The 20,582-nt window shown below is 48.5% G+C and carries 23 protein-coding genes; 13 read left to right on the top strand and 10 right to left on the bottom strand.

The window, feature by feature from the left end:
- Positions 1–2 precede the first annotated feature (2 nt).
- The 12 genes from ACNQ0W_RS12915 to ACNQ0W_RS12860 all read left to right on the top strand — a co-directional run bounded on the left by ACNQ0W_RS12915 (position 3) and on the right by ACNQ0W_RS12860 (position 12,342).
- Complete coding sequence (locus ACNQ0W_RS12915; RefSeq protein ID WP_001280115.1) at positions 3–1,145, top strand: phosphoribosyltransferase domain-containing protein; 1,143 nt, start codon at positions 3–5, stop codon at positions 1,143–1,145.
- Positions 1,138–1,911, top strand: coding sequence for a hypothetical protein (locus ACNQ0W_RS12910; protein WP_001040058.1), 774 nt, complete (start codon positions 1,138–1,140; stop codon positions 1,909–1,911). Before ACNQ0W_RS12915 ends, ACNQ0W_RS12910 begins: the two co-directional genes overlap by 8 nt.
- 1 nt (position 1,912) lies before the next feature.
- Complete coding sequence (locus tag ACNQ0W_RS12905) at positions 1,913–2,992, top strand: cysteine protease StiP family protein (protein WP_001585166.1); 1,080 nt, start codon at positions 1,913–1,915, stop codon at positions 2,990–2,992.
- On the top strand, positions 2,992–3,948 hold the full coding sequence (locus tag ACNQ0W_RS12900; protein WP_011152965.1) for an HpcH/HpaI aldolase/citrate lyase family protein: 957 nt from the start codon (positions 2,992–2,994) through the stop codon (positions 3,946–3,948). Before ACNQ0W_RS12905 ends, ACNQ0W_RS12900 begins: the two co-directional genes overlap by 1 nt.
- 10 nt (positions 3,949–3,958) lie before the next feature.
- The gene (locus tag ACNQ0W_RS12895) at positions 3,959–5,167 is read left to right on the top strand and encodes a DUF4236 domain-containing protein (protein WP_011152964.1); all 1,209 of its coding nucleotides are present in this window, start codon (positions 3,959–3,961) and stop codon (positions 5,165–5,167) included.
- 17 nt (positions 5,168–5,184) lie between these two features.
- Entirely contained in the window at positions 5,185–5,652 is a 468-nt protein-coding gene (gene terW / locus ACNQ0W_RS12890) for a tellurium resistance protein TerW (RefSeq protein WP_001176767.1), read from the top strand.
- 462 nt (positions 5,653–6,114) lie between these two features.
- Positions 6,115–6,753 (top strand): vWA domain-containing protein, encoded by a 639-nt coding sequence (locus ACNQ0W_RS12885; protein ID WP_001253657.1) that lies wholly within the window; start codon positions 6,115–6,117, stop codon positions 6,751–6,753.
- Positions 6,754–6,775: 22 nt separating this feature from the next.
- Positions 6,776–7,417, top strand: a complete 642-nt coding sequence (locus ACNQ0W_RS12880) for a TerD family protein (protein WP_000116681.1) — start codon at positions 6,776–6,778, stop codon at positions 7,415–7,417.
- The gene (locus ACNQ0W_RS12875; RefSeq protein ID WP_001253658.1) at positions 7,417–8,055 is read left to right on the top strand and encodes a vWA domain-containing protein; all 639 of its coding nucleotides are present in this window, start codon (positions 7,417–7,419) and stop codon (positions 8,053–8,055) included. Before ACNQ0W_RS12880 ends, ACNQ0W_RS12875 begins: the two co-directional genes overlap by 1 nt.
- 84 nt (positions 8,056–8,139) lie before the next feature.
- On the top strand, positions 8,140–9,180 hold the full coding sequence (locus ACNQ0W_RS12870; protein ID WP_001253656.1) for a TerY-C metal binding domain-containing protein: 1,041 nt from the start codon (positions 8,140–8,142) through the stop codon (positions 9,178–9,180).
- Positions 9,180–10,817 carry a PP2C family serine/threonine-protein phosphatase gene (locus ACNQ0W_RS12865; protein ID WP_000081059.1) on the top strand — a complete coding sequence of 546 codons (1,638 nt, stop codon included), beginning with the start codon at positions 9,180–9,182 and terminating at the stop codon, positions 10,815–10,817. The genes ACNQ0W_RS12870 and ACNQ0W_RS12865 overlap by 1 nt, the downstream gene beginning before the upstream one ends.
- A gap of 25 nt (positions 10,818–10,842) precedes the next feature.
- Complete coding sequence (locus ACNQ0W_RS12860; protein ID WP_001284318.1) at positions 10,843–12,342, top strand: helix-hairpin-helix domain-containing protein; 1,500 nt, start codon at positions 10,843–10,845, stop codon at positions 12,340–12,342.
- 165 nt (positions 12,343–12,507) lie between these two features.
- Here the strand turns inward: ACNQ0W_RS12860 and ACNQ0W_RS12855 are convergent, their stop codons facing one another.
- Together ACNQ0W_RS12855 and ACNQ0W_RS12850 are read right to left on the bottom strand one after the other, a co-directional pair.
- On the bottom strand, positions 12,508–13,590 hold the full coding sequence (locus ACNQ0W_RS12855) for a hypothetical protein (protein WP_001232447.1): 1,083 nt from the start codon (positions 13,588–13,590) through the stop codon (positions 12,508–12,510).
- A gap of 360 nt (positions 13,591–13,950) precedes the next feature.
- On the bottom strand, positions 13,951–14,163 hold the full coding sequence (locus ACNQ0W_RS12850) for an Hha/YmoA family nucleoid-associated regulatory protein (RefSeq protein ID WP_001285422.1): 213 nt from the start codon (positions 14,161–14,163) through the stop codon (positions 13,951–13,953).
- Positions 14,164–14,332: 169 nt separating this feature from the next.
- On the opposite strand from ACNQ0W_RS12850, the gene ACNQ0W_RS12845 reads away from it, so the two are divergent.
- Entirely contained in the window at positions 14,333–15,508 is a 1,176-nt protein-coding gene (locus ACNQ0W_RS12845; protein ID WP_000795949.1) for a tyrosine-type recombinase/integrase, read from the top strand.
- 301 nt (positions 15,509–15,809) lie between these two features.
- Here ACNQ0W_RS12845 and ACNQ0W_RS12840 read toward each other — a convergent pair whose 3' ends face one another.
- From ACNQ0W_RS12840 to ACNQ0W_RS12805, 8 genes are all read right to left on the bottom strand, one after another.
- Positions 15,810–16,715 carry a hypothetical protein gene (locus ACNQ0W_RS12840; protein WP_001198595.1) on the bottom strand — a complete coding sequence of 302 codons (906 nt, stop codon included), beginning with the start codon at positions 16,713–16,715 and terminating at the stop codon, positions 15,810–15,812.
- A 9-nt stretch (positions 16,716–16,724) separates the two neighbouring features.
- The gene (locus ACNQ0W_RS12835; RefSeq protein ID WP_000119428.1) at positions 16,725–17,687 is read right to left on the bottom strand and encodes a DNA replication terminus site-binding protein; all 963 of its coding nucleotides are present in this window, start codon (positions 17,685–17,687) and stop codon (positions 16,725–16,727) included.
- Between the two features lie 90 nt (positions 17,688–17,777).
- Complete coding sequence (locus ACNQ0W_RS12830; RefSeq protein WP_000549069.1) at positions 17,778–18,224, bottom strand: hypothetical protein; 447 nt, start codon at positions 18,222–18,224, stop codon at positions 17,778–17,780.
- Positions 18,225–18,240: 16 nt separating this feature from the next.
- Positions 18,241–18,777: a hypothetical protein gene (locus ACNQ0W_RS12825; RefSeq protein WP_000107167.1), complete on the bottom strand. Its 537-nt coding sequence runs from the start codon at positions 18,775–18,777 to the stop codon at positions 18,241–18,243.
- 73 nt (positions 18,778–18,850) lie between these two features.
- Positions 18,851–19,108 (bottom strand): hypothetical protein, encoded by a 258-nt coding sequence (locus tag ACNQ0W_RS12820; protein ID WP_001371933.1) that lies wholly within the window; start codon positions 19,106–19,108, stop codon positions 18,851–18,853.
- Positions 19,109–19,115: 7 nt separating this feature from the next.
- A complete protein-coding gene (locus ACNQ0W_RS12815) occupies positions 19,116–19,706 on the bottom strand; it encodes a hypothetical protein (protein WP_000578891.1) in 591 nt (196 codons plus the stop codon).
- Between the two features lie 44 nt (positions 19,707–19,750).
- On the bottom strand, positions 19,751–20,026 hold the full coding sequence (locus ACNQ0W_RS12810; protein WP_001004200.1) for a hypothetical protein: 276 nt from the start codon (positions 20,024–20,026) through the stop codon (positions 19,751–19,753).
- Between the two features lie 263 nt (positions 20,027–20,289).
- Positions 20,290–20,481 (bottom strand): hypothetical protein, encoded by a 192-nt coding sequence (locus ACNQ0W_RS12805; RefSeq protein ID WP_417933204.1) that lies wholly within the window; start codon positions 20,479–20,481, stop codon positions 20,290–20,292.
- Positions 20,482–20,582: the final 101 nt, after the last annotated feature.

The following is a 20,582-nucleotide window of genomic DNA, read 5'->3' as shown; positions in this document are numbered from 1 at the left end:
TTATGTCTGATATCCTCGAAGATATGATTTATCGCCGTACCCTCTCATGCGGTACGATTCAGGTAACCCGCGACCAGGGTGAAGTTTCGCTCGATGACCTGTTTGACATCGCTGAAAGACGTAACCCGAAACGCGCCTTTCTGTTTGTCAGCAAAGTACTCGGCAGGCACATTCCCGTGCCACCCTCAGTCATGCGGCAGGCCTACAGACAGCTTGCCAGCCAGTTCCCCTCGACACTGACAGGACCCGTACTGTTTATCGGTATGGCTGAAACCGCCGTTGGGCTTGGGGCCGGTGTATTTGATGAAGTGCGCCACCAGCATCCTGAATCTGTCTATCTGACCTCTACCCGTCACCCGGTTGATGGCACGTTGCTTTGCGAGTTCAAGGAAGAACACAGCCACGCCACCGATCATCTGATCTATCTGCCAGATGATGAAGAGAAAAGACGTCGTGTTACCAACGCACGAACGCTGGTTTTGATTGATGACGAGGCAACCACCGGTAATACCTTTATTAACCTGCTTTCAGCCCTGCGTAATACCGGCAAGCTTCAACATATTGAACAGGTTATAGCCGTTACGCTTACCGACTGGAGTGGCAAAGCCTTGTCCGAGCGCAGCACCTTACCAGTCACTTCGGTTTCTCTTGTAAGCGGTAAGTGGGGATGGACCCCATTACCTGATGCACCTGTCCCGGACATGCCGAAAGTCAACGTAACTTCACGAGGAGAATGGGACATCCAGGGAAAACAGTCCTGGGGCCGACTGGGGATGCTCGCACCTGCGGCCGATCTCGGCCATGAGGTCTCCGTCCACAAGGGGGAACGTATTCTGGTTCTCGGGACCGGGGAATTCGTCTGGGAGCCGTTCCTGCTTGCTGAACGGCTCGAAGCTGCCGGAGCACAGGCATTTTATGGATCGACCACCCGCTCCCCTATCGCCGTTGGTTATGCCATTGAGTCCGCCATTTCCTTTACGGATAACTACGGGCTGGGCATCCCCAATTTTGTCTATAACGTCGCCCACCAGCAGTTTGACCGCATTCTTGTGTGTACTGAGACACCCGCAGAAAGTATTGACACGCAGCTTCTTAAAGCGCTGGCTGAGGTTGCGGCCGTCGTGGAGATTGTTACCTATGAATAAACCCGTTGTTCTGAGCGACCTTGACGACACGCTCTTTCAGACCCGTCGTAAAATGGTGGACGAGCTGGCCCTGGAGCCATTCCGTACCGGTGCCGTTGATCGCACCCTGAATCCACGAAGCTTTATGACGGAAGAACAGTCCATGTTGGTGGACTGGCTCCTGGAGCAGGCTGAACTCATACCCGTTACCGCACGGGGAACTGAAGAAATCAGCCGCGTACGGATCCCTTTCCACTCCTGGGCAATCACCACTCACGGGGCCGTCATTCTCACGCCAGAAGGCAAACCCGACGAGGAGTGGAAGGCCCATATGCTCGGCCAGCTGGCTCCCTATCAGGAAAAGCTGACATCGATGCAGCGTCTGATCACTGAAATGATGGACGCAAAAGGGATCAATGCCTGGGCAAGGCTGAACTTCGAATACGGTGAAACGGCGGTTTATATGGTGATGAAGCACCGCGACAGCACCCGCCTTGACGAGCTCAATGCCATTGCAGATGAGATAGAAACGGTGTTTCCGACCGAGGGCTTCTACATCCACCGCAACAGTAATAACGTGGCCTGGCTTCCCACCGCGGTTGAGAAAGGGCTGGCAGTCAGATGGCTTCTTGAAAAACTTCGGGCTGAACGCGGAGTCTTCCCCGTAATTGGTCTGGGCGACAGCCTGAGCGATCATCGTTTTATGAAACTGTGCAGCTGGTTTGGCATCCCGCGTCAGAGTCAGTTTGCAGATGCCATTTCACAGCGAATTTTTGGAGAAAATTAAAATGCAGCCACATGACACATTTACCGGCTCATACCAGCCCGGTGACGTGGAATTTCTGCTAAAGCCGGTAGTCATTGAGATGACGCCGGTTGAGCAAAAAGAAGAGCTGATTCAGTCAGGGAAGAAACATTATTCGGACATGCTCAGTCAGGAGCCAGCGCCAACACAATGGCATCTTGATTTGTTTCACCGGGCGCTGGATCGGGGCGCAGAGAGACTTGCAAAAGAAGTCACACAGCTCGCTATTGCTCTGGCCGAACGCTTCGGTGATGAGCCCATTGTACTGGCCAGTCTCGTCAGAGCTGGCGTGCCGCTCGGCGTTATGCTGCACCAGGCCCTGCGTGACATGGGGAAAACCTCATGGCATTACGGTATCAGCATTATCCGGGATCGTGGAATTGACGGTGCAGCCCTCGACGTCATTGAAGAGCGCCATGGTACCAGCGGTATTGTCTTTGTTGACGGATGGACAGGTAAAGGCGCAATTACCGGAGAGCTTGTACGCGCACTGAAAGATCGCCCGGGCTATCCTGAGCAGCCGCGACTGGTTGTCCTGGCCGATCCCTGTGGCTGCTCCTGGCTTGCAGCCAGTGATGATGACTGGCTCATTCCTTTTGGCATCATGGGTGCGCCGGTATCAGGCCTGATCTCCCGGTCAGTATGGTCCTCTGAAGGATTACATGGGTGCATGGTTTGCGAGCATCTCAGTGAATTCGAATGCAGCCGGATGCTTGTCGATACCGTCGCCCATTTCCGTAAGAAGTTAACCCCGTCATCCCTCGCTACCCTGAGCTGGAATATGGAGTCAGCCCGGGTCTTATGGCAGACAAGTCGCGACGTTATCGCGTTCCTGGCCGATGAATTTAAAGTGGACAGCGTCAATCGTATTAAACCCGGTATTGCTGAAGCAACCCGGGCTGTATTACGTCGGGTACCGGACCATGTATTTGTGCGTTCTATTGACGACCCGGACGTTGCCTTGCTTGTAGGGCTTGCTCGTGAAAAGGGAATAGTTGTTACAGAAATGGGGGGAACCCTCGGCCAGTATCGGGCTGTAACCATTATCAAGAAGGTACTCTGATGAAAAATCGTCTTTCTCCCTGGAATCTGGGAGCCACGCTATACATGCCTGCAACACGGGAAGATATTGCTGATGCCGTCCTGCACGGGAAAATCCCGGGTTTGCGCTCTCTGGTGATTTGCCTGGAGGATGCTGTCAGTGAAGCAGACATCCCCATCGCCCTCAAAAATCTGGAGCACCTGCTGCACGAGCTCAGTAACAGCATGCGTAGCCTGGGTAAAAATGACTGGCCTCTGGTGTTCATTCGCCCTCGGCATGCCGAAATGGGCAGATGGTTAAAAGCGCATTATGATCTTTCCGCTGTCGATGGGTTTGTGTTGCCGAAATTTACCCTCAGTTCGTTAGCTGAATGGTGGGATATCATGGGCGGGACTCACCTGTGCATGATGCCAACGCTGGAAACAGAAGACGTCTTTGACGTGGTTCAGATGCGCGAGCTGGCCACTCGCCTGGTGGAACATCCCTGCCACGACCGCATTATTGCGCTTCGAATCGGCGGCAACGATCTTATGAACGTTGTGTCGCTTCGCCGCCCCCGGGACCTGACGCTGTATGACAGCCCGATGGGCTACGTCATCAAAATGCTCGTTTCAGTCTTCGGCCCGCGTGATTTTGCCCTGACCGCGCCCGTATGTGAGCATATTGACGATCATGCCGTTATGGCCAGAGAGCTGGCTCTTGATATGGCACATGGGCTTGTTGGGAAAACGGCCATTCACCCGGGTCAGATAGAGGTCATTCAAAACGCGCTGATGGTCACTCAGGGTGAGTATTCTGACGCTCTGCGGATCCTGAACTCTACCCAGGCCGTGTTTAAGTCGCAGGGAGCAATGTGTGAACCCGCCACACATCGCCGCTGGGCGGCTGGCATTCTGGACAGAGCTCGTTTTTATGGGTTACAGAACGAGCAAAGCGCTGATGGAATCAGATTACTTACCGTGACCCAGCATCATTAAGGAAATCATAATGGGGTTCAGGTTCAGAAAGTCGATCAACATTATTCCTGGCGTTCGCCTCAACCTGAGTAACGGTGCACCGAGCCTGAGTGTCGGGCCGAGAGGTGCTTCCGTTTCTTTTGGTAGCCGGGGGACCTATGCCAATCTGGGCTTGCCCGGTACCGGGCTGAGTTACCGTACCCGGCTTGACCGGGCCGCGCGTTCCGGAGGTGGAAACCGGACGGCAACCGACCCGGGGCTCAGACAGGCGCTTGAGCAGGAAGCCGCTGAACTCATGTCAGCGGTAACCGCAATCCGTAATATTCACGAGCTGACGCCGGATCCAAAAACAGGCATCAGCTGGGCAGAGCTGGAAGCAGTATACCTGCATAACAGAACGTCGCCTTTTCAGGTTCCGGCACCGGTGCGTCCAGAAAAGCCAGACTACCTTGCATTGCCGGAAAAGCCTGCCGAGAGCGAAGGCATTAGTTTTCTGGGTAAATGGTTTGAATCGGAATCAGCTAAAGCTGAGCGCCACGCCGAAAATCTTCGCCGGTGGCAGCAGGAGCTGATTGATGTGGAGCGTGAGAATACCCTTCGACAGCACCGGTACCAGCAACAACGGACGGCCTGGGCCGAACAGTATGCAAACTGGAAGTTTGAAGCAGAAGAACATGAAAAACGGCTCGCCACGGCTCAGGCAGATGCCCGGCAGCAGTTCCGGACAGACGCCGCGTTTTTCGAATCATACCTGGCGGGTGTGCTGGCAGAAACTGAATGGCCGCGTGAAACGATTGTTGCATTTGAAGTAAAGCCGGAGCTATCAGCAGTCCTGCTGGACGTTGATTTAGCTGAGATTGAAGATTTCCCTGATAAGATTTACGGCGTTAATGCCCGGGGCACGGAGCTGACGGAAAAAGCCATGACGCAAAAAGCCGTACGCGAAAACTATGCCCGCCACGTCCATGGCTGCTTGTTCCGCCTGGTCGGTATCGTTTTACATACGCTACCTTTCGACAACGTGATTGTGTCAGGCTTTACGCAACGGGTCAGTAAGCGGACCGGCTATCTGGAGGATGAGTATATCCTGTCCTGCAAATGCACTCGCAGCCAGATGTCGTCAGTAAATTTTGCAGGCATAGAACACATTGATCCGGTTGAAGCGTTAGGCGATCACCCGGTTATTCGAAAGATGAGCAGTACCTTCATTTTTCAGCCTATTGAACCACTAACCCTTTAAGCAGGCTAAATCTTACGATGCAATTAAATACCAGACAGGCCCGGATTTTTAAGCTTGCCAACTTACTGGGCACCGGCAAGCCCGTTTCCGCTGCCGACATTATAACCAGTCTGGAATGCTCAGAGCCGACATTAACCCGGGCCCTCAAAGAGCTACGCGAGTCATATTCTGCGGAGATCAAATACAGCAAGGCAGGTCATTCCTACCATCTCGTTAATCCGGGCCAGCTGGATAAAAAGACCCTTCGCCGGATGAATGAAGCGCTCGCACAGAATGCTGAACTGAAAACCGGTGAGTCTACAGGGAAGGTCGTACTCGATAAGGATAAAAAAACAGCCGTGTCCTTATCGCTACGCATGCGGATCTTAAGAAAAATTGACCGTCTGGCTGCGCTGAGTGGCTCGACCCGAAGTGAAGCGGTAGAGAAGCTGGCTCTGCACTCCGTTGACGAACTGATAAAAGAATACAGCGCTAAAAAGTCCTGACGCTAAATCTCAGACCGGGGTGAAAACCCCGGTTTTGTCATATTTTACCTCTGTATTGGCGTGACGTAGTTTTGATCTATTCTCCTCCCGCAATGCCAGCAGCGCCTTACTGACTACAAAACCTGGTGTCTTGACATCCTCTTGTGCTACACATCAATCTTTGGGCGTTTTACACTCCATTCATGCAGATCTGTGATGTATGATGAATTTCATACATAAGACAGTTTATTTGTCCGAGTTTTTTCAGAAATCTTATATTCCAGTCCGGTCTGAATTATTTTTCTGTTGATAAGAGGCCATTCACATGTCGGTAATTCTATGGTGGTTAACTTATTTCTTTAATGCCGCTTCTGAGTATTTAATCTCCACCCGACAGATGTCGTGCCGTTTTATCAAATCAACAAACCCTGGCCTCTTCCTGAAACTACTCTCCTCTTCCGATCTCTTAAGAAGGAATTACATTTGAGACGCTTACCCGTATATCTGCTACTCGACACGTCCGGCTCTATGCACGGAGAGCCTATCGAAGCGGTTAAAAATGGCGTTCAGACGCTGCTTACCACGCTGAAACAGGATCCGTATGCACTCGAAACGGCTCACGTGTCAGTGATCACCTTTGATTCTTCAGCCCGACAGGCAGTCCCCCTGACAGACCTCCTGAGTTTCCAGATGCCAGCACTAACAGCCAGCGGCACCACGTCTCTTGGCGAAGCGCTTTCCCTCACGGCCAGCTCCATTGCCAAAGAAGTACAGAAAACGACGGCTGACACTAAAGGTGACTGGCGTCCCCTTGTATTCCTGATGACGGATGGAAGTCCGAATGATGACTGGCGTAAAGGCCTGAATGACTTTAAAGCGGCCAGAACCGGCGTTGTTGTGGCATGTGCAGCCGGGCATGATGCCGATACCAGCGTCCTCAAAGAAATCACTGAAATCGTGGTTCAGCTCGATACAGCTGACAGTTCGACGATTAAAGCTTTCTTTAAATGGGTCAGTGCGAGCATTTCGGTAGGCAGTCAGAAAGTGGAGTCCAGCAAAAAAGAAGTGATCGGTCTTGAAGACCTGCCACCGCCGCCGCCAGAAGTAAATGTGGTCTTATAATTTTATTGATTAAGGGGATATCATGTCTGTCAGTCTGAGCAAAGGCCAGGGCGTAAGCCTGAAAAAAAATGAATACGATCTCTCGTCCGTTACTATCGGCCTCGGTTGGGATATTAATGAGGAAAAGAAAGGTTTTCTCGGCGGGATCTTTGGTAAAAAAGAAGAAGAATACGACCTTGATGTGATCGCTTTCCTGTGTAATTCAGCCGGAAAGGTGACCGATCTCGGCAATGTGGAAAATGGTAAACCAACGCTTGTGAATGGCGATATCATCTTTTTCAACAGCCTTCGCCATAAGTCAGGCAATATCTGGCTGACGGGCGATAACCGAACCGGAGCCGGTGACGGTGACGATGAGCAAATTATTGTGCGCCTGAATTCCCTTGACGCTCAGTACGAGAAAATTGTGTTCATCGTTCAGATCTACAATGGTGAAAAGCTCCAGCAGCACTTTGGTAAAGTTCAGAATGCCTTCATCCGGGCAGTAGATGCCCGTAATATTGAAATGGCACGATTCGATCTTTCTGGCGGACCCGCCTTCGCCAGCCAGCGCTCCATGGTCTTTGCCGAGCTGATACGCGAGGCTACAGGCTGGAAACTCAGGGCAATTGGTGAGCCTTCAGAATCAGATTCGTTTGTCTCGCACCTGAGGAATTACATGTGATGCGCCGCCTGCCTGTTTACCTTGTTATCGACACATCCGGCTCGATGCGCGGTGAGTCAATCCATTCCGTTAACGTTGGAATTCAGGCGATGCTTAGCGCTCTTCGCCAGGATCCCTACGCCCTCGAAAGCGTTCATATCTCCATTATCACCTATGACAATGAGGCGCGTGAGTTCATTCCTCTCACGCCGCTGGAAGACTTCCAGTTTTCTGACATCGTTGTGCCAAGCGCAGGCGGGACGTTCACCGGTGCTGCCCTTGAATGTCTGATGCAGTGTGTTGAACGGGATGTACGTCGCTCAGATGGTGATACCAAAGGAGACTGGCGTCCTCTGGTATTCCTGATGACTGATGGAACCCCTTCTGATGCCCTGGCGTACGGTGAAGCGGTAAAAGCGATTCGCGGCCGGGGATTCGGATCCATCATTGCCTGCGCCGTTGGTCCTAAAGCAGGCCATGAGCACTTAAAACAGCTCACCGATAAGGTTGTGTCTCTGGAGACGCTAGATTCAACCGCGTTTGCAGGTTTCTTTAAATGGGTATCGGCCAGCGTGTCTTCCGGCAGCACAAGCGCGGGGATTAATAACGGAACTGATACCCTTCCCCCTCCTCCACCAGAAATCCAGCTGGTGCTCTGACAGACAGAAAGGTGCTGTTTCCGGGCAGCACCTTTCTGTACAGCAACGTTTTCTGCTGGCCGTACCAGCCGTACGAGGAAAATTATGAGACGCCTTCCCGTGTTTTTTGTCCTGGACTGTTCAGAGTCCATGATTGGTGAAAACCTGAAAAAAATGACTGATGGTCTGCAAATGATCGTCGGAGATTTAAGAAAGGATCCACACGCACTTGAAACAGCCTGGGTCTCGGTAATCGCATTTGCCGGTGTAGCCCGTACGATTGTACCTCTTCACGAAATTGCCTCGTTCTACCCTCCCCGCCTTCCCGTTGGCGGCGGTACGAGCCTTGGAGCTGCATTGCGTGAGCTGACCGTGCAAATTGATACCCAGGTCAGAAAAACCACTCATGAGGCTAAAGGCGACTGGAAACCCGTCGTGTATCTCCTTACCGACGGACGTCCGACTGACGACACAACCGCAGAAGTGAAGCGCTGGAAGGATCACTACGCGAGTAAAGTGAATCTCATTGCCGTTGGCCTGGGGCCGTCAGCGGACCTGAATATCCTGCGGCAACTGACAGAGAATGTCATGCTGTTCACCGAATCTCAGGAAGGGGACTTTACCCGCTTCATCAAATGGATCACGGCCTCGGTTACGGCGCACAGCCGCAGCGTCGGGGACGACAAACAACCTGAGCTCAGCCAGACTGAATACATAGTCCGGCTGGCCAAGGACGAGCCAGTAAAAGCGTACGACGAAAACTGCGTTACGCTTACCGGCCGTTGCAGCAAGACCCGTCGTCCGTACCTGATGAAGTATGAACGGCCACCAGCAAGGGTTTCCGGGCTCGATTTCAGTCTGAACCTGAACAGCTTTAATATTGCCGGATGCTATCCCATCGATGAGGACTATTTTGCGTGGTCAGATGCCACCGCTACCGGTTTGCAGGTAAATACCAGCGAACTGCATGGCGTACCGGGTTGCCCCCACTGCGGTAATGCCAGTGCGTTTGCCCTGTGCTCATGCGGAAAGTTGCTGTGTATTGACGGCCCGGATGACGTGATCTGCCCGTGGTGTGAAACAGGCCTGTCATTCAGCAATGATGGCGGAAACACTAACTTCGACGTAAACAGAGGGAGAGGTTGATGTCGCAAAATGCTTTACTTGAAGAGAAGATTATCCGCTTAGTTCTGTCTGAGCTGGGCCACCCTGTTGAAGGTGAGCGGCTTTTACTTCTATCGCAGGACCCATCCCTTACCGAAGAAATTATGCGGCTTAAAGAGCGGATTGAGAGCCTTGCACAGGGTTTATCTGCGCGGGTTAGCGAAGGTGATAACGACGCAGAGATTGCCGCCTCGTCAGCATCCAGTCTTTCCGATCAGCAACAAACGGTCGTAAGTGTTGCTGATAACCCGGGCATTGACGCTACCGATACATCAGCACTGCAACCCCTGCCAGAAAATGAGCCTCATCCTCCGTTCTGGAAGCTGATGCCTTATTACGAATTTGATAAACCAGCACAGAGGGAAGACGAAAACCTGTCTTCCCTGGTATTAAAACCCGGGCAGATACCGACAGGCCAGCAGCGGGCCAGCTTAGCTGTGCCACCTGCCGTTCCCCCGAGAGCTAAAATAACGATCCCCAACGCCCGCGCAGGCGAACGTTTCTCTTCGCCGGTTGCTATCGTTCTGGGTGAGGGCCAGCAGGCTACTGTCAGGGACGTTGTCTTTCCCCGGAACATTGGCCTGTCTTTTGACAAAGAACAGGAGTTGCTGACAGGTACTCCCACCGAAAGCGGCGATATAGAGCTTTCAGTAATCTGGTCATGCACGTCGCACGACGAATGTGAAACAAAACAGCTATTTATAATCAATCCCGATCCGAGAAGCCTGTGGAAGGTGGTAGAGCCACCAGCAGACGCTCCCTACCCTAAGTCCCATCTGGACGCTGCTGGCCTGGTCAGGGGTGATATACGTATTGCTGCCGCCAGTCGCCGGGGACGCTCTCATGAGCATGCCGGAAGCTTCAGAGATGACGACTTCTACATCAACCACTGCCAGGAAACAGGATGGTCTGTCATGCTGGTCGCAGACGGAGCCGGTAGTGCGGTAAATTCCCGGGAAGGCTCCCGGATTGCAGTCAAAACGGCTGGCGATTACCTTTTAAATCAGCTCAGTGGTGTGAAAGGCGTCCATTTAAAGCAGCACATCACGGCGTGGGAAGGGAGCGATCAGCAGGCAACAATAAACGCCATGCTTCATCATTTTAAACAGGCAGCTACGCTCGCGGTCAACAGTATCCAGAACGAAGCCATTTGTGCAGAACAACCTGTGAAATCCTATTCAACAACCCTTCTGGCAACTGTAGCGCTACGAACTGATAACGAGCTGTTTGCGGCTGCATTCTGGCTTGGTGATGGTGCGATAGGTGCATACAGCCCTTCCGGTAAAGTCAGGATACTGGGAAATCCCGATAGCGGAGAATACGCAGGACAAACCCGTTTCCTTGACCAGAGCATTATCGCAGACCCCTCGTTTAGCGGCCGCATCAGCGTGGGTAAATGGAATGATGTATCTCACTTGATCCTCATGACAGACGGCGTCTCAGACCCTCTGTTTGAGACGGATAATGGGCTTCGCAGTGACGAAAAATGGACCCGTCTCGTTGATGAGCTCAACCCTGTCCTTACAGACGCCAGTATTGCGCCTGAGAGGTTAGGCGACTGGCTTAACTTTTTCTCCACAGGGAACCATGATGACCGCACTATTGCGGTGTTGTGGTAAGGGATACGCTTTTTCGGTGATCAATATGGCAAATATCGTTACGTGCAAAACAAAGGACGGCGAAACAGTCCAGTATGTTGACGAGGTAATTGGTTCGGGCTCGATGAAGGATGTTTACTTTTCGCCTGATAAATCATACGTCGTCGCTTTTTATCATAAACCGCAGAACGAGCAGGCCCGGGATCGGATTGATATGATCACCGGACGCTACAGGCAAAACATTTTTGGCCAGTCCGGAGGTGAATACTGGAAGGACCTGTTTTGCTGGCCGACCCATGTTGTTGAGCATGGGCATAAAATCGGCATCGTGGTTCCAACCTACAAAAGCTACTTTTTCTTTAAATACGGCTCTAAAAACGATGATTTTCTTGGCATAAAAGGTCGTGAAAAGGAAGGCAAATGGTTTGCCAGCGCCAGCAACCAGAACAAATTTCTCGACCCACGTGAACGAGGCAATACGCTTACCTATCTCAAGGTCTGTCTGCTGCTGACAAGAGCCGTCAGAAGGATGCATGCGGCAGGTCTCTGTCACAGCGATCTAAGCTATAAAAACGTGCTTATCGATCCAGAAATGGGACATGCCTGCATCATTGACGTAGACGGCCTGGTTGTCCCTGGAAAGTATCCTCCCGACGTGGTGGGCACCCCGGATTTTATCGCTCCGGAAGTGGTGAAAACCAGTCATCTTTCCAAAGAGGATCCGAACCGCGTATTGCCAAGCATTACTACTGACCGTCATGCGCTGTCGGTGCTTATCTACATGTATCTGTTCTTCCGTCATCCGCTACGTGGCGGAAAAATACATGACATGTCGGATGAAGTACGTGATGAGACCTTATCTATGGGTGAGAAGGCACTCTTCATTGAACATCCGACAGACAAAAGCAATGCAGTCAAAGTCAGTCAGCTATCGTCCTTTTCACTGCCCTGGGCTGACCCGGAGAAAATTCCTTACACCATCATGGGCCCTTATCTGACACCTTTGTTTGAGCGCGCCTTTATAGATGGCTTACACGATGCCACTAAACGCCCGACCGCCGATGAGTGGGAAAGCGCCCTGGTTAAAACAGTCGATCTGATACAGCCCTGCCAGAACAAGGCGTGTGAACAGAAATGGTACGTTTTCTCGGGTAAGACAAAGCCGGTTTGTCCCTACTGCGGTACGCCATACAAGGGTAAATTACCGGTTCTAAATTTATATTCTTCCCGAAAGGAAGGCAGTTATCGTCCTGACGACCACCGGTTGATGGTGTGGAGCGGGCAGTCAATCTATGCGTGGCATGTGAATCGCCTCATTGCGCCAAATGAGCGTACAACCGATTTGCAAAGGAAACGAGTTGGGTATTTTGTTTTCCATAACGATCAGTGGTGGTTAGTAAATGAAGGCATAAATGGGCTTATGTCATTACCGGATAAACGACAGATTGCCATTGGGGAAAAAATTGAACTGACGAATAACGCTCAGTTTGTTCTGTCAAAGGAGGAAGGCGGCAGGCTGGTCGTCGTTCAGTTAGTAGAAAACTAACGGACGCCCATAACGACTAAAACGTTCTGGCAGCATACTGAACCTGTTTAATGAATCACTATATTAAGCTGTGTCAAATTTAAGCTGCCAGAAAAACTGACTGTCTGTGCCGGATATGCGGTACACCTCCTGCGGCAAGGGTTTAATGCGCAAAGCCCAATTTATTTATAAGAGTGAATAGTTTTGTGGCTCTACCCTGCCGCTCTCCTTTCCTGTGTCATGGTTTTTAACATCTGAAATACTGACATTGTTAAGCCGGTGATTGTATAAGGCGATGCGGACAATCTCATGAAGATATTCAAGTTCGTTTTGTGTCAAGGACTGGCCTTCCTGGGTTTTTGAAATCATTTCCTGCCAGCAGATCAGTCTTTCGTAACTGACATGTTCGCTGTTTTCCAGGCAGTGCAACCTGAAATAGCGAAGGAACAAAGGAAATTCATCGGTCTGAGCGATGTCATAAGCCCGAACCGTTAACCTACACAGACATACAATCGTATCCTGCTGTAACCTGACTAACGCGTTATGACTGCCCGGAAGGATATCAGGCAATTTCATCTTACAGTCAGCAAGGCGCTGAAGAAGAGGCCCTTCCTCTGAAGGCTCCCGTCCCCGATACTCCTGAAGAGGTTCAGATTCAAGTTCATGCATTAATGGATGATATAGCCATTCCCGGGAACTGGTCTCATCAATGATCAGGCTTTCAATGCACTCACTGTATGTTGTTTTACGTCGCCCGAGCTGCACCTGACTGATTTCATATTCAATATCTGGAAGATCGATACGCAATGCGGCAACTCTTTCGGAAGGATGAAGGTGGTCAAAGGTTAACTTCGCAGAAATGCTACGATCCCTGTCCAGAAAGACGGCCACACATAAATCATTAACCTTTACGAACAGATCAGCTGTGCCTCCGAACATACTGCCGCTTCCAATAACCTCATTCAGTGAAACCGGCCCACCATCGTCGCCAGCGAGAAGATTTGGGAAACCAAGAACCTGGTGCTCGTTGATGACTTCAATAATTTTTCCCCGGATGGCTTCCATCAGACCATCACAGTCACCGGCTACAGCAGTACTGTGTGAGAAATGCCAAAGCTTGACCTCCCCCTGCTTTGCTAACAGATCAGTTTTGCAAGCGGGGCAGATGCAGTTACAGTCGATACCCCGGCTGACCTCTGTAATATCTAAAAAGAGTCCTGATTCTCTCTGGAGTCCAAATGGAATACCAAATGTGTAACTCTTACGCATGGCTGCACCCCGTTTTTGATAATTATTCAAACTATATCCGAAATAACGGAGGAGGATTTCTGTAAAACGAATTAAAAGAAATGATTTTTTAGTTTTCCAGATTAATGTTTGACAAGAATCAAATGAGAGCCTTACAAATATGGAGAGAGAAGTTTAGGTAAAGTAACTTTTATCACAACTTCTAAAATTAAGGAGAATATCGGATGTATTTAGCAGTGGGCTTGGCTTATGATTAAAGTCTTTCTCCGAACTTAATAAGAAAGTTAAAAAGACAGGCTATTACAGTGCCTTTAGCCCCGAAAGGGGCATAAACTATTTTCAAATCCAGACACAGTCTTTTTGTTGTGCCAATATCAATAATTACTCGCGAACAAAGGTCCACACACTCGCAGGAACTTTGTCATATAACTTTTTCATTGTCAGTTCAGCTTTACGATGATCATAAGCACCAGAAATTTCAAGAGAGGCGACACCCGAGTTTTTTTCACATAACCTTTCAAATACTTTTTCGAGCGTTTCGAACGAACTACACTTACGGAATTTCATTAAATAAGACTGCTTTGTGTCAGACATAATCAACCTTCTTTAGACAGGCCTCAACTGGCCAGGGATAATCTTAATATCATTTTTCACTTAAGCCTAACGATTTCACAACCTTTTTCGTTGTTTCCACCCTGTTCATAACCAGGTACATGAGTGCTAAAATGACTGTAAATAAAACCAGTGTATCCCGGTGAGCAGGATGAAGAATCAATCAGTGATCAGACAGTTTTCGGAAAGCGAATTGCATCAGCAGCTGGAAACGTTCGGCAACCATGATAAACAGCTTTCACGCTTGATCCGTTACTTTTCCCATCTGAGATACAACACAGCTAAAACCTATCTGCACTGGCTACGAGTATGGAACGAATGGTATCAGGCGAATGCCCGGTTGCATACAGACTGGCCAGTAAGTTCGCTCCCCGTGTCTGAGGAAGCTCTGCTGGCGTTTATGGGGCATCTTGAAGGCAAATTGTCACGAAGCAGCATAAACAGCTGTCTTCAGGCCTTAAACAGTATCCATAAAAAAGGGCTTAACCTGCCCGGGATTATTACGTCTGAAGCATGGTACATGCTGGAAGCCTTAAAACAATCGGAAGCCCGGAAGCGAAAGACGACTAAACAGGCAACTCCCTTTCTTATTGGCGATCTCAAGGCTCTGATAAAGTTACGCAGTACTACAAACTCAGTTCGTAAGCTTCGTGACCTGTGCCTGATCTGGACAGGCTTTGAAACACTGCTCCGTTCATCCGAAATTCGCCGTATACGTCTGAAAGATCTGTCTCTGGATAGTATGACCGGTGAATTTAACCTGACGGTATACCGTACAAAAACGAACATCAGTACACTTCTTACCTACCGGCTGACACGTCAGTTAACTAACTGCCTCTTGAGATTGATGAACCTTGTGAAAATGGATCAGCACAGTCATCCGGATGAATACCTTTTCCAGGCCGTAAATTTCCATGATACAGGCTATATGCCACCCGGCTGGAAGCTTCGGAGTAAAGGGAATGAGCTATCTGAGCTTCTTAAACGGCATAACCTGCCCTACCGTGCTAAACAAAGTCTTCTGAACGATGAAGATGAGGAAGACACTGTGGACGATGCCGGTATGCTCAGCAAAAATTCCCTTTTACGGGCATTTAAAGAAATGTGGAATGAGCTTTATCCAAATGAGACTAAAACCCGTTACTGGACAGGGCACAGCGTTCGTGTAGGCGGTGCGATACAGCTGGATATTGAAGGTTACTCGCTACCACAGATTATGGAAATGGGGAACTGGTCGAATGAAGAAATGGTTATGCGCTACATTCGCAATATTGAAGCTGGTAAAAAAGCCATGATCAAGCTTATGCGAAATGCCTTTGATGAATAGCGCCCTCACGGGCGCATAACTTTATTTTTTCTTGAACGGGTTAAGTCTGGTGAGATTAGAGAGTGCCCCTCCCGGAGGCAAAATTCCCGTCCTTTTATATTTGTACACGCCATTTAATTTCATTGTCTGGATTCCAAGATTAATAAGCGTGACAAGTTTAAGGGTATACAGGAGTGTAAATTGGGGAGCAACCTGAATAAAAACTAATAACAAGCCTGCACACATTACACGTAGCCATGCCGCGTACTCCATGCTCAGCGGACGCTTGAAATAGAATCTTTCGAGCAAATCAACTGTCTTATTACTGATCCACGCCGCCGCCACTGAGAGTAACAACACGATGCACACCATAATGCCCAGTTCCATTTTCACTCCCTTCTCTTTTAGTCTGTTTAAGTTGAGGCTTAGCCACAGTAGTTTTGTTTTTTGCTTTTTTCTTAGGTTTGGTATGGTGAAACAGAAAACAATCCACCATTACCCAACCATTTTTATATCGAGCCACCAGCATCTTCTGGCTGGGGTAATGAGCATGAAACAGCATTTTCACGTCCATGGTGCCCATCAACGACTGTTTGCGCTTTAGCTCATCCTCAGCCATCTGAAATTCTTGTAAGAATTCTGAAGACAGACGCTGACGCAGAATTCTTATGGCACTGGAGTTTTCATCATTCTTTGCCAGGTGCCCGAAGCGTACAAGTGCCTTGTGGGTTATCTGGATGGGTCCCAGATGAGAGCTGAGCTGTTCGTACTGCCAGAAGTAGGTCAAATCCACCTTAACCCAGCTGATGCTGTCCAGCAGAGCCTCGTTCATGATGGTTCCGGACATAGGTACCATTGTCAGCCTGGCCAGACGCATATGTATGTAGTCCGTAAGCAACCTCAGCGACTCAGGAACGTTTTTATTGAGTAGGAGATGCTGAAGCACCGGGGTTGCGGTCTGCCAACACAGATTGCGCCCGTCAGGCAGGAAAGCAAACTTTTGATCGTCAGGCGCAGAGTTCGAAGCGTTTTCCTTACGAAGCAAAAAATAATGGCCGCACAGCAGCTCTGCTCTTACCTGGTCCTCGTCAGGGTCATGTCGGGCTTTACTTAGATCAACGGTTAGCACAACGCGGTTAATCGCATCAGCGTGATATTTTTTTACCCAGACGCAGACACGATAGAGACGCTCATCGATTTTCTGGCTGGCTGTGGAAATCCATTGCATTGTTGTTCCTTAATTTTCGGGGCTGACAATGAAAATGCCCAGCTCAGCCCCCGGCACGAGTTCTGTATATTTCAGGCTCAGCTTCCGTTGGTTGGACGGACCCTGGCTGTTTTCAGGAGCCCAGTCAGAGAGCGTTTTTAATTGAGGTATGTTGCCTGCTGCGAAAATGGGCAAGGATGCTTTTACTACTGAATAATCAGTCTCAGCATATTTATTCCCGTTTCGTTCCTGCCCTTCAGGCCTAAATGCAAAAATGTGAGCAATCGGAACAGGGAAAGAGTTAGTTCGACAAAGGCGATAAGATTCGCCCTGCTTCAGTGGGTGAAATTCAAGACGGTGTAAAGCCTTATCGATATTAGACACGACATTCAAATTGGTAGTTGCTACATTTTTTACTTCTGAGGCTCTCCTGCGCTCCAACAAACTCACAAGTTGCTCTGCTGTTTTAACTTCCTGGTTTCGGTTTAGCCGCCATGAAAAAGTAACTTTTTTAAGCTGGGACTTGATGAAAAGGATATTTCTTGTTGAGTGCATAGCGACAAGGCCCGGGAGCTTCTTGTGCACTTTATCAAAACGGACATTCTTTTTATTATCGATACGCCTCATTGCCGCAGCAAAATCATTTTTTGCTTCGTTTATAGAAGTGATCAAGCTTTCGAGAAGATCTGCTCTTTCGGGGACAATGATTAGACCCGGGTATTTAGTGGTTACTTTGGTGGAATCATGACTTAATGACTCTATGTCATCCACACAGATGTCAGTAAGTGCCTGAATAATTTCCTCAACCGAAGCATCGTCTTTAATACTAACCCTGATGGGTTTAACCTGCTTCAAGCGCTCTTCTGTTCTAGATACGGTGGAGACAGTCATCAGGTTTGCCATCATCGGGGGGGTGTTCGAAAGAAAACACTTGAGCGAGTCGATGCGTTCCAGAATCTGGTCACGAAAATAGGGCAAATCGTCATAACTCATACGTTTCTCCAGGCTCATGTTATTTCCAATCAATTTTGCTGCCCAGGCTGACCTTGCAGAACATAAATGTCATGTAAACCTCTAAAGAAGTCATTTTGAAACAGCTTTCACAGCATGCGATTTATGTTCGATAGGGCTCATGAACAAAGGATGATAATGGAGACGCCATGGATAGTGGATAGTCTTACCCACCTGGGTGATCCGATTGAGGCGAAAACGACCATTTATACAGTCAACTGACCAAAGCCCGGGAGAAACTAACCTCTTCCAGCGGTAAAAAGAGAAACCTGCAACACAGAGGTCATGCTCCAGGAAATGTTGAGTTTCGACGACGCGAACTTTTATCAAAAACCCCAGCATTGGCGAAAACCAGATCAACAACCATGTTGGCGGCAGGATGACTTTGTTCAGGAGATGATCTGTCATAAGCAAGGCAGATAACATCAGAAAACTGATAGTCAACCACAGGGCCATCCAACCGGCCCATACGCGGCTCTGACAGGGTTTCCATTCGAGAAGAAAAAGTTTTTTATGCATTCTGCCCCGCCTAATTTTAATGTATTGCCGAAGTATGCTGCATCATGATGGTGGTGCGGGGAAAGATTTCAAACTTCCACAATTCTGAAGCCGTGTTCCAACCATGAAAGATCCCGTCTCCACAGCGAGTGTTAAAAGCAAGAATTTCATCCCTGACCTGGTAAGCGAGCACTTCTGGCATATCAATAAACTCAGGTAAGGAAAGAAGAATTCCATGGATAACTTCTCCGGTTAACTTACTCATAACCTCTTCCTCAGACAGGGCAGCGTCCGGGAACAAACACAACGGAAGTGAAAAACAACATAGGTCAAGACCAATAGCAGCCCTTCCTGCGTCGTAGCCTTCTTCATTAACGACAAAACGAAAGAATTTTTCTGTCTCACCCCGTAATGATGACGGTCCTTCAGACGGAACTTCAATACCACTGAAGACTTTATCGGTCCAGTTGGTAAAAGGACTGGTGAAAACCCAACAAATTAAGGATAACGCCAGCTCTTCCTTAAACATACGTTCAGTGCCGGTAGTTCTGGAAAGTTGCTTTTGAGTACTCATGTTTTACCTGTTGCATGAAATTATTGATGTTATATAAACACAACCGGCATTTTATCTAATAGGTTTGAAAACACTAAAAATCGCAAATGCTGGTACCTTTCTGTTTTAAGAGATTTTCAAGGTAAAGTGAGGCTAGATCAATTGGCTGGTTCTCTTCAAGACAGGCTCGCACAAGATCTTCAATAGAGACCGAATCAACCCCCCTTCCCTGTAAAATTTCTTTAGCAGATGCCAGCGTTTTATGAACGCTTCGACTTAGTTGTAATCTGACTTGTGTGCGGGTATCAAAAAGACAATCTTCTGTGACACTTTGTGAAACGGTTCTACTCATTGAAAAATCACTCCATTTCTGGGATCGAATGAAAATTAACAGCTATAGATGTATCAGGTTTCCCATTTTCTACGATACTCAACCACGTACGCGCTGAGATTTGTTGTTCACAGACGAGTATGTAACCTGTTCCCTGTTGATGATGTAGCTCAAGAGCTTTTAGGATAGGCTCTGAATGAGGTCCGAGAGCATCACGCGTGTGAATAAGCGTTTGCTCTGGCAATACGTTGCTAAGCATAGACAGCAGAACATTACGCTCATCCTCATTATCCGACAAAACAAGAATTATACGAAAACCCGTTTTTATACGAAATCTGATTTCTGAAACTAACTTTCTTAATCTTAATTTATATATGACCAGGCGGAATCGAGTCATCAGTAAAGAGACCACTGTGAAGATAACGATTACTGCGCCATATTTTGACCTGTAGAACCACCAGTTAAGGCCTCCAGCAACTATCAGGATTAACATTAAAATTAAACTCCCATAGAAAAAAAGTGCTGGGTAGCGAGTTGTCTTTCCTTCAATTAGTGCTGAGGCAAATATCAAAATGGATATTCCGTAAATTACCCAGTCAAAAATACTTTCTCCAATCATTCTTTAGTGAACATCCTTAAAAGTGGAAATGTAGGTTTATGGGTTTATGCATTTTCCTGATGGCCTTGACAACCAAGGATTTCACAGAAATTGTCACAGTGTGAAGCTGTAACAAAGCGCTCTCCACGTTCGAATCGCTCAACCAAATCCTTTCTTACTTCACTTCCAGGTTTCTGGAAGATGTACTCAAACTGGAGATCCTCGGCCGTTGAAAGTAGTCGTTCTATGCTGAAATCAACATGGTAAAAGCAAAACTGATTATCAACCGGGGGAAAGTTGCTTTTGGTACTGTTCTCGTTTTTGGATTTTAGTTCATTCATGAGCTCTCCTTGGTTGAGAACAGTATACAAATCTCTTTAGGGATTTTTTTTCGTTAATAGCACTTTTTTGAGTTTAAAGAGTATGTTCATACCAGAGCATTAGAGGCTACGAAAAGGATAATGGAATTAGAAAGATAGATTTTAAGTGGTGATGTAAGGTGGGATAGGTAGAAGAGGAGTAGACGCTTGTAAGCGAGGCAAAAAAAAGGCACGGAAACCGTGCCATAAGAGTATGTGAGAAAAAATCAAAATCAGGGAAAGAATCAAGCAGCTTGTGAAACTGAATCTCCAACTGCAAGATTTAAATTTCTTAGGTTATCGAAAACTTCAGATACTAAGTCATTACGGTCGTGGATTTTAATCCGCCCACCGGTTAACTCTGAAACATAAACGGTATGGCAGAGGTCAGTAACCACTTCGCCGTATTCATCAACGACTTCCAAAGATGCAATCATCGTGACCTGCTCCCCGTTGATTAGTACACCCCGATGTTAGTAATGTCTTCATAAGCCACATGAGGACATCCCCATGAAGAAGCGTTTTTCCGACGAACAGA

This window comes from Enterobacter cloacae complex sp. 6730903 (assembly GCF_048283985.1).
Lineage (GTDB): Bacteria > Pseudomonadota > Gammaproteobacteria > Enterobacterales > Enterobacteriaceae > Enterobacter > Enterobacter hormaechei_C.
Note: the sequence above shows the minus strand (reverse complement) of the source record. Positions and strands in the feature narration are given on the sequence as shown.

Coding starts and splice junctions, on each gene's coding strand:
- ACNQ0W_RS12845 (WP_000795949.1), top strand. CDS start 14,333: ATGAAGAATCAATCAGTGATCAGACAGTTTTCGGAAAGCGAATTGCAT.
- ACNQ0W_RS12835 (WP_000119428.1), bottom strand. CDS start 17,687: ATGAGTTATGACGATTTGCCCTATTTTCGTGACCAGATTCTGGAACGC.
- ACNQ0W_RS12830 (WP_000549069.1), bottom strand. CDS start 18,224: ATGCATAAAAAACTTTTTCTTCTCGAATGGAAACCCTGTCAGAGCCGC.
- ACNQ0W_RS12860 (WP_001284318.1), top strand. CDS start 10,843: ATGGCAAATATCGTTACGTGCAAAACAAAGGACGGCGAAACAGTCCAG.
- ACNQ0W_RS12815 (WP_000578891.1), bottom strand. CDS start 19,706: ATGATTGGAGAAAGTATTTTTGACTGGGTAATTTACGGAATATCCATT.
- ACNQ0W_RS12915 (WP_001280115.1), top strand. CDS start 3: ATGTCTGATATCCTCGAAGATATGATTTATCGCCGTACCCTCTCATGC.
- ACNQ0W_RS12825 (WP_000107167.1), bottom strand. CDS start 18,777: ATGAGTACTCAAAAGCAACTTTCCAGAACTACCGGCACTGAACGTATG.
- ACNQ0W_RS12865 (WP_000081059.1), top strand. CDS start 9,180: ATGTCGCAAAATGCTTTACTTGAAGAGAAGATTATCCGCTTAGTTCTG.
- ACNQ0W_RS12810 (WP_001004200.1), bottom strand. CDS start 20,026: ATGAATGAACTAAAATCCAAAAACGAGAACAGTACCAAAAGCAACTTT.
- ACNQ0W_RS12840 (WP_001198595.1), bottom strand. CDS start 16,715: ATGCAATGGATTTCCACAGCCAGCCAGAAAATCGATGAGCGTCTCTAT.
- ACNQ0W_RS12855 (WP_001232447.1), bottom strand. CDS start 13,590: ATGCGTAAGAGTTACACATTTGGTATTCCATTTGGACTCCAGAGAGAA.
- ACNQ0W_RS12805 (WP_417933204.1), bottom strand. CDS start 20,481: ATGATTGCATCTTTGGAAGTCGTTGATGAATACGGCGAAGTGGTTACT.
- ACNQ0W_RS12900 (WP_011152965.1), top strand. CDS start 2,992: ATGAAAAATCGTCTTTCTCCCTGGAATCTGGGAGCCACGCTATACATG.
- ACNQ0W_RS12870 (WP_001253656.1), top strand. CDS start 8,140: ATGAGACGCCTTCCCGTGTTTTTTGTCCTGGACTGTTCAGAGTCCATG.
- ACNQ0W_RS12880 (WP_000116681.1), top strand. CDS start 6,776: ATGTCTGTCAGTCTGAGCAAAGGCCAGGGCGTAAGCCTGAAAAAAAAT.
- terW (WP_001176767.1), top strand. CDS start 5,185: ATGCAATTAAATACCAGACAGGCCCGGATTTTTAAGCTTGCCAACTTA.
- ACNQ0W_RS12850 (WP_001285422.1), bottom strand. CDS start 14,163: ATGTCTGACACAAAGCAGTCTTATTTAATGAAATTCCGTAAGTGTAGT.
- ACNQ0W_RS12875 (WP_001253658.1), top strand. CDS start 7,417: ATGCGCCGCCTGCCTGTTTACCTTGTTATCGACACATCCGGCTCGATG.
- ACNQ0W_RS12820 (WP_001371933.1), bottom strand. CDS start 19,108: ATGAGTAGAACCGTTTCACAAAGTGTCACAGAAGATTGTCTTTTTGAT.
- ACNQ0W_RS12910 (WP_001040058.1), top strand. CDS start 1,138: ATGAATAAACCCGTTGTTCTGAGCGACCTTGACGACACGCTCTTTCAG.
- ACNQ0W_RS12895 (WP_011152964.1), top strand. CDS start 3,959: ATGGGGTTCAGGTTCAGAAAGTCGATCAACATTATTCCTGGCGTTCGC.
- ACNQ0W_RS12905 (WP_001585166.1), top strand. CDS start 1,913: ATGCAGCCACATGACACATTTACCGGCTCATACCAGCCCGGTGACGTG.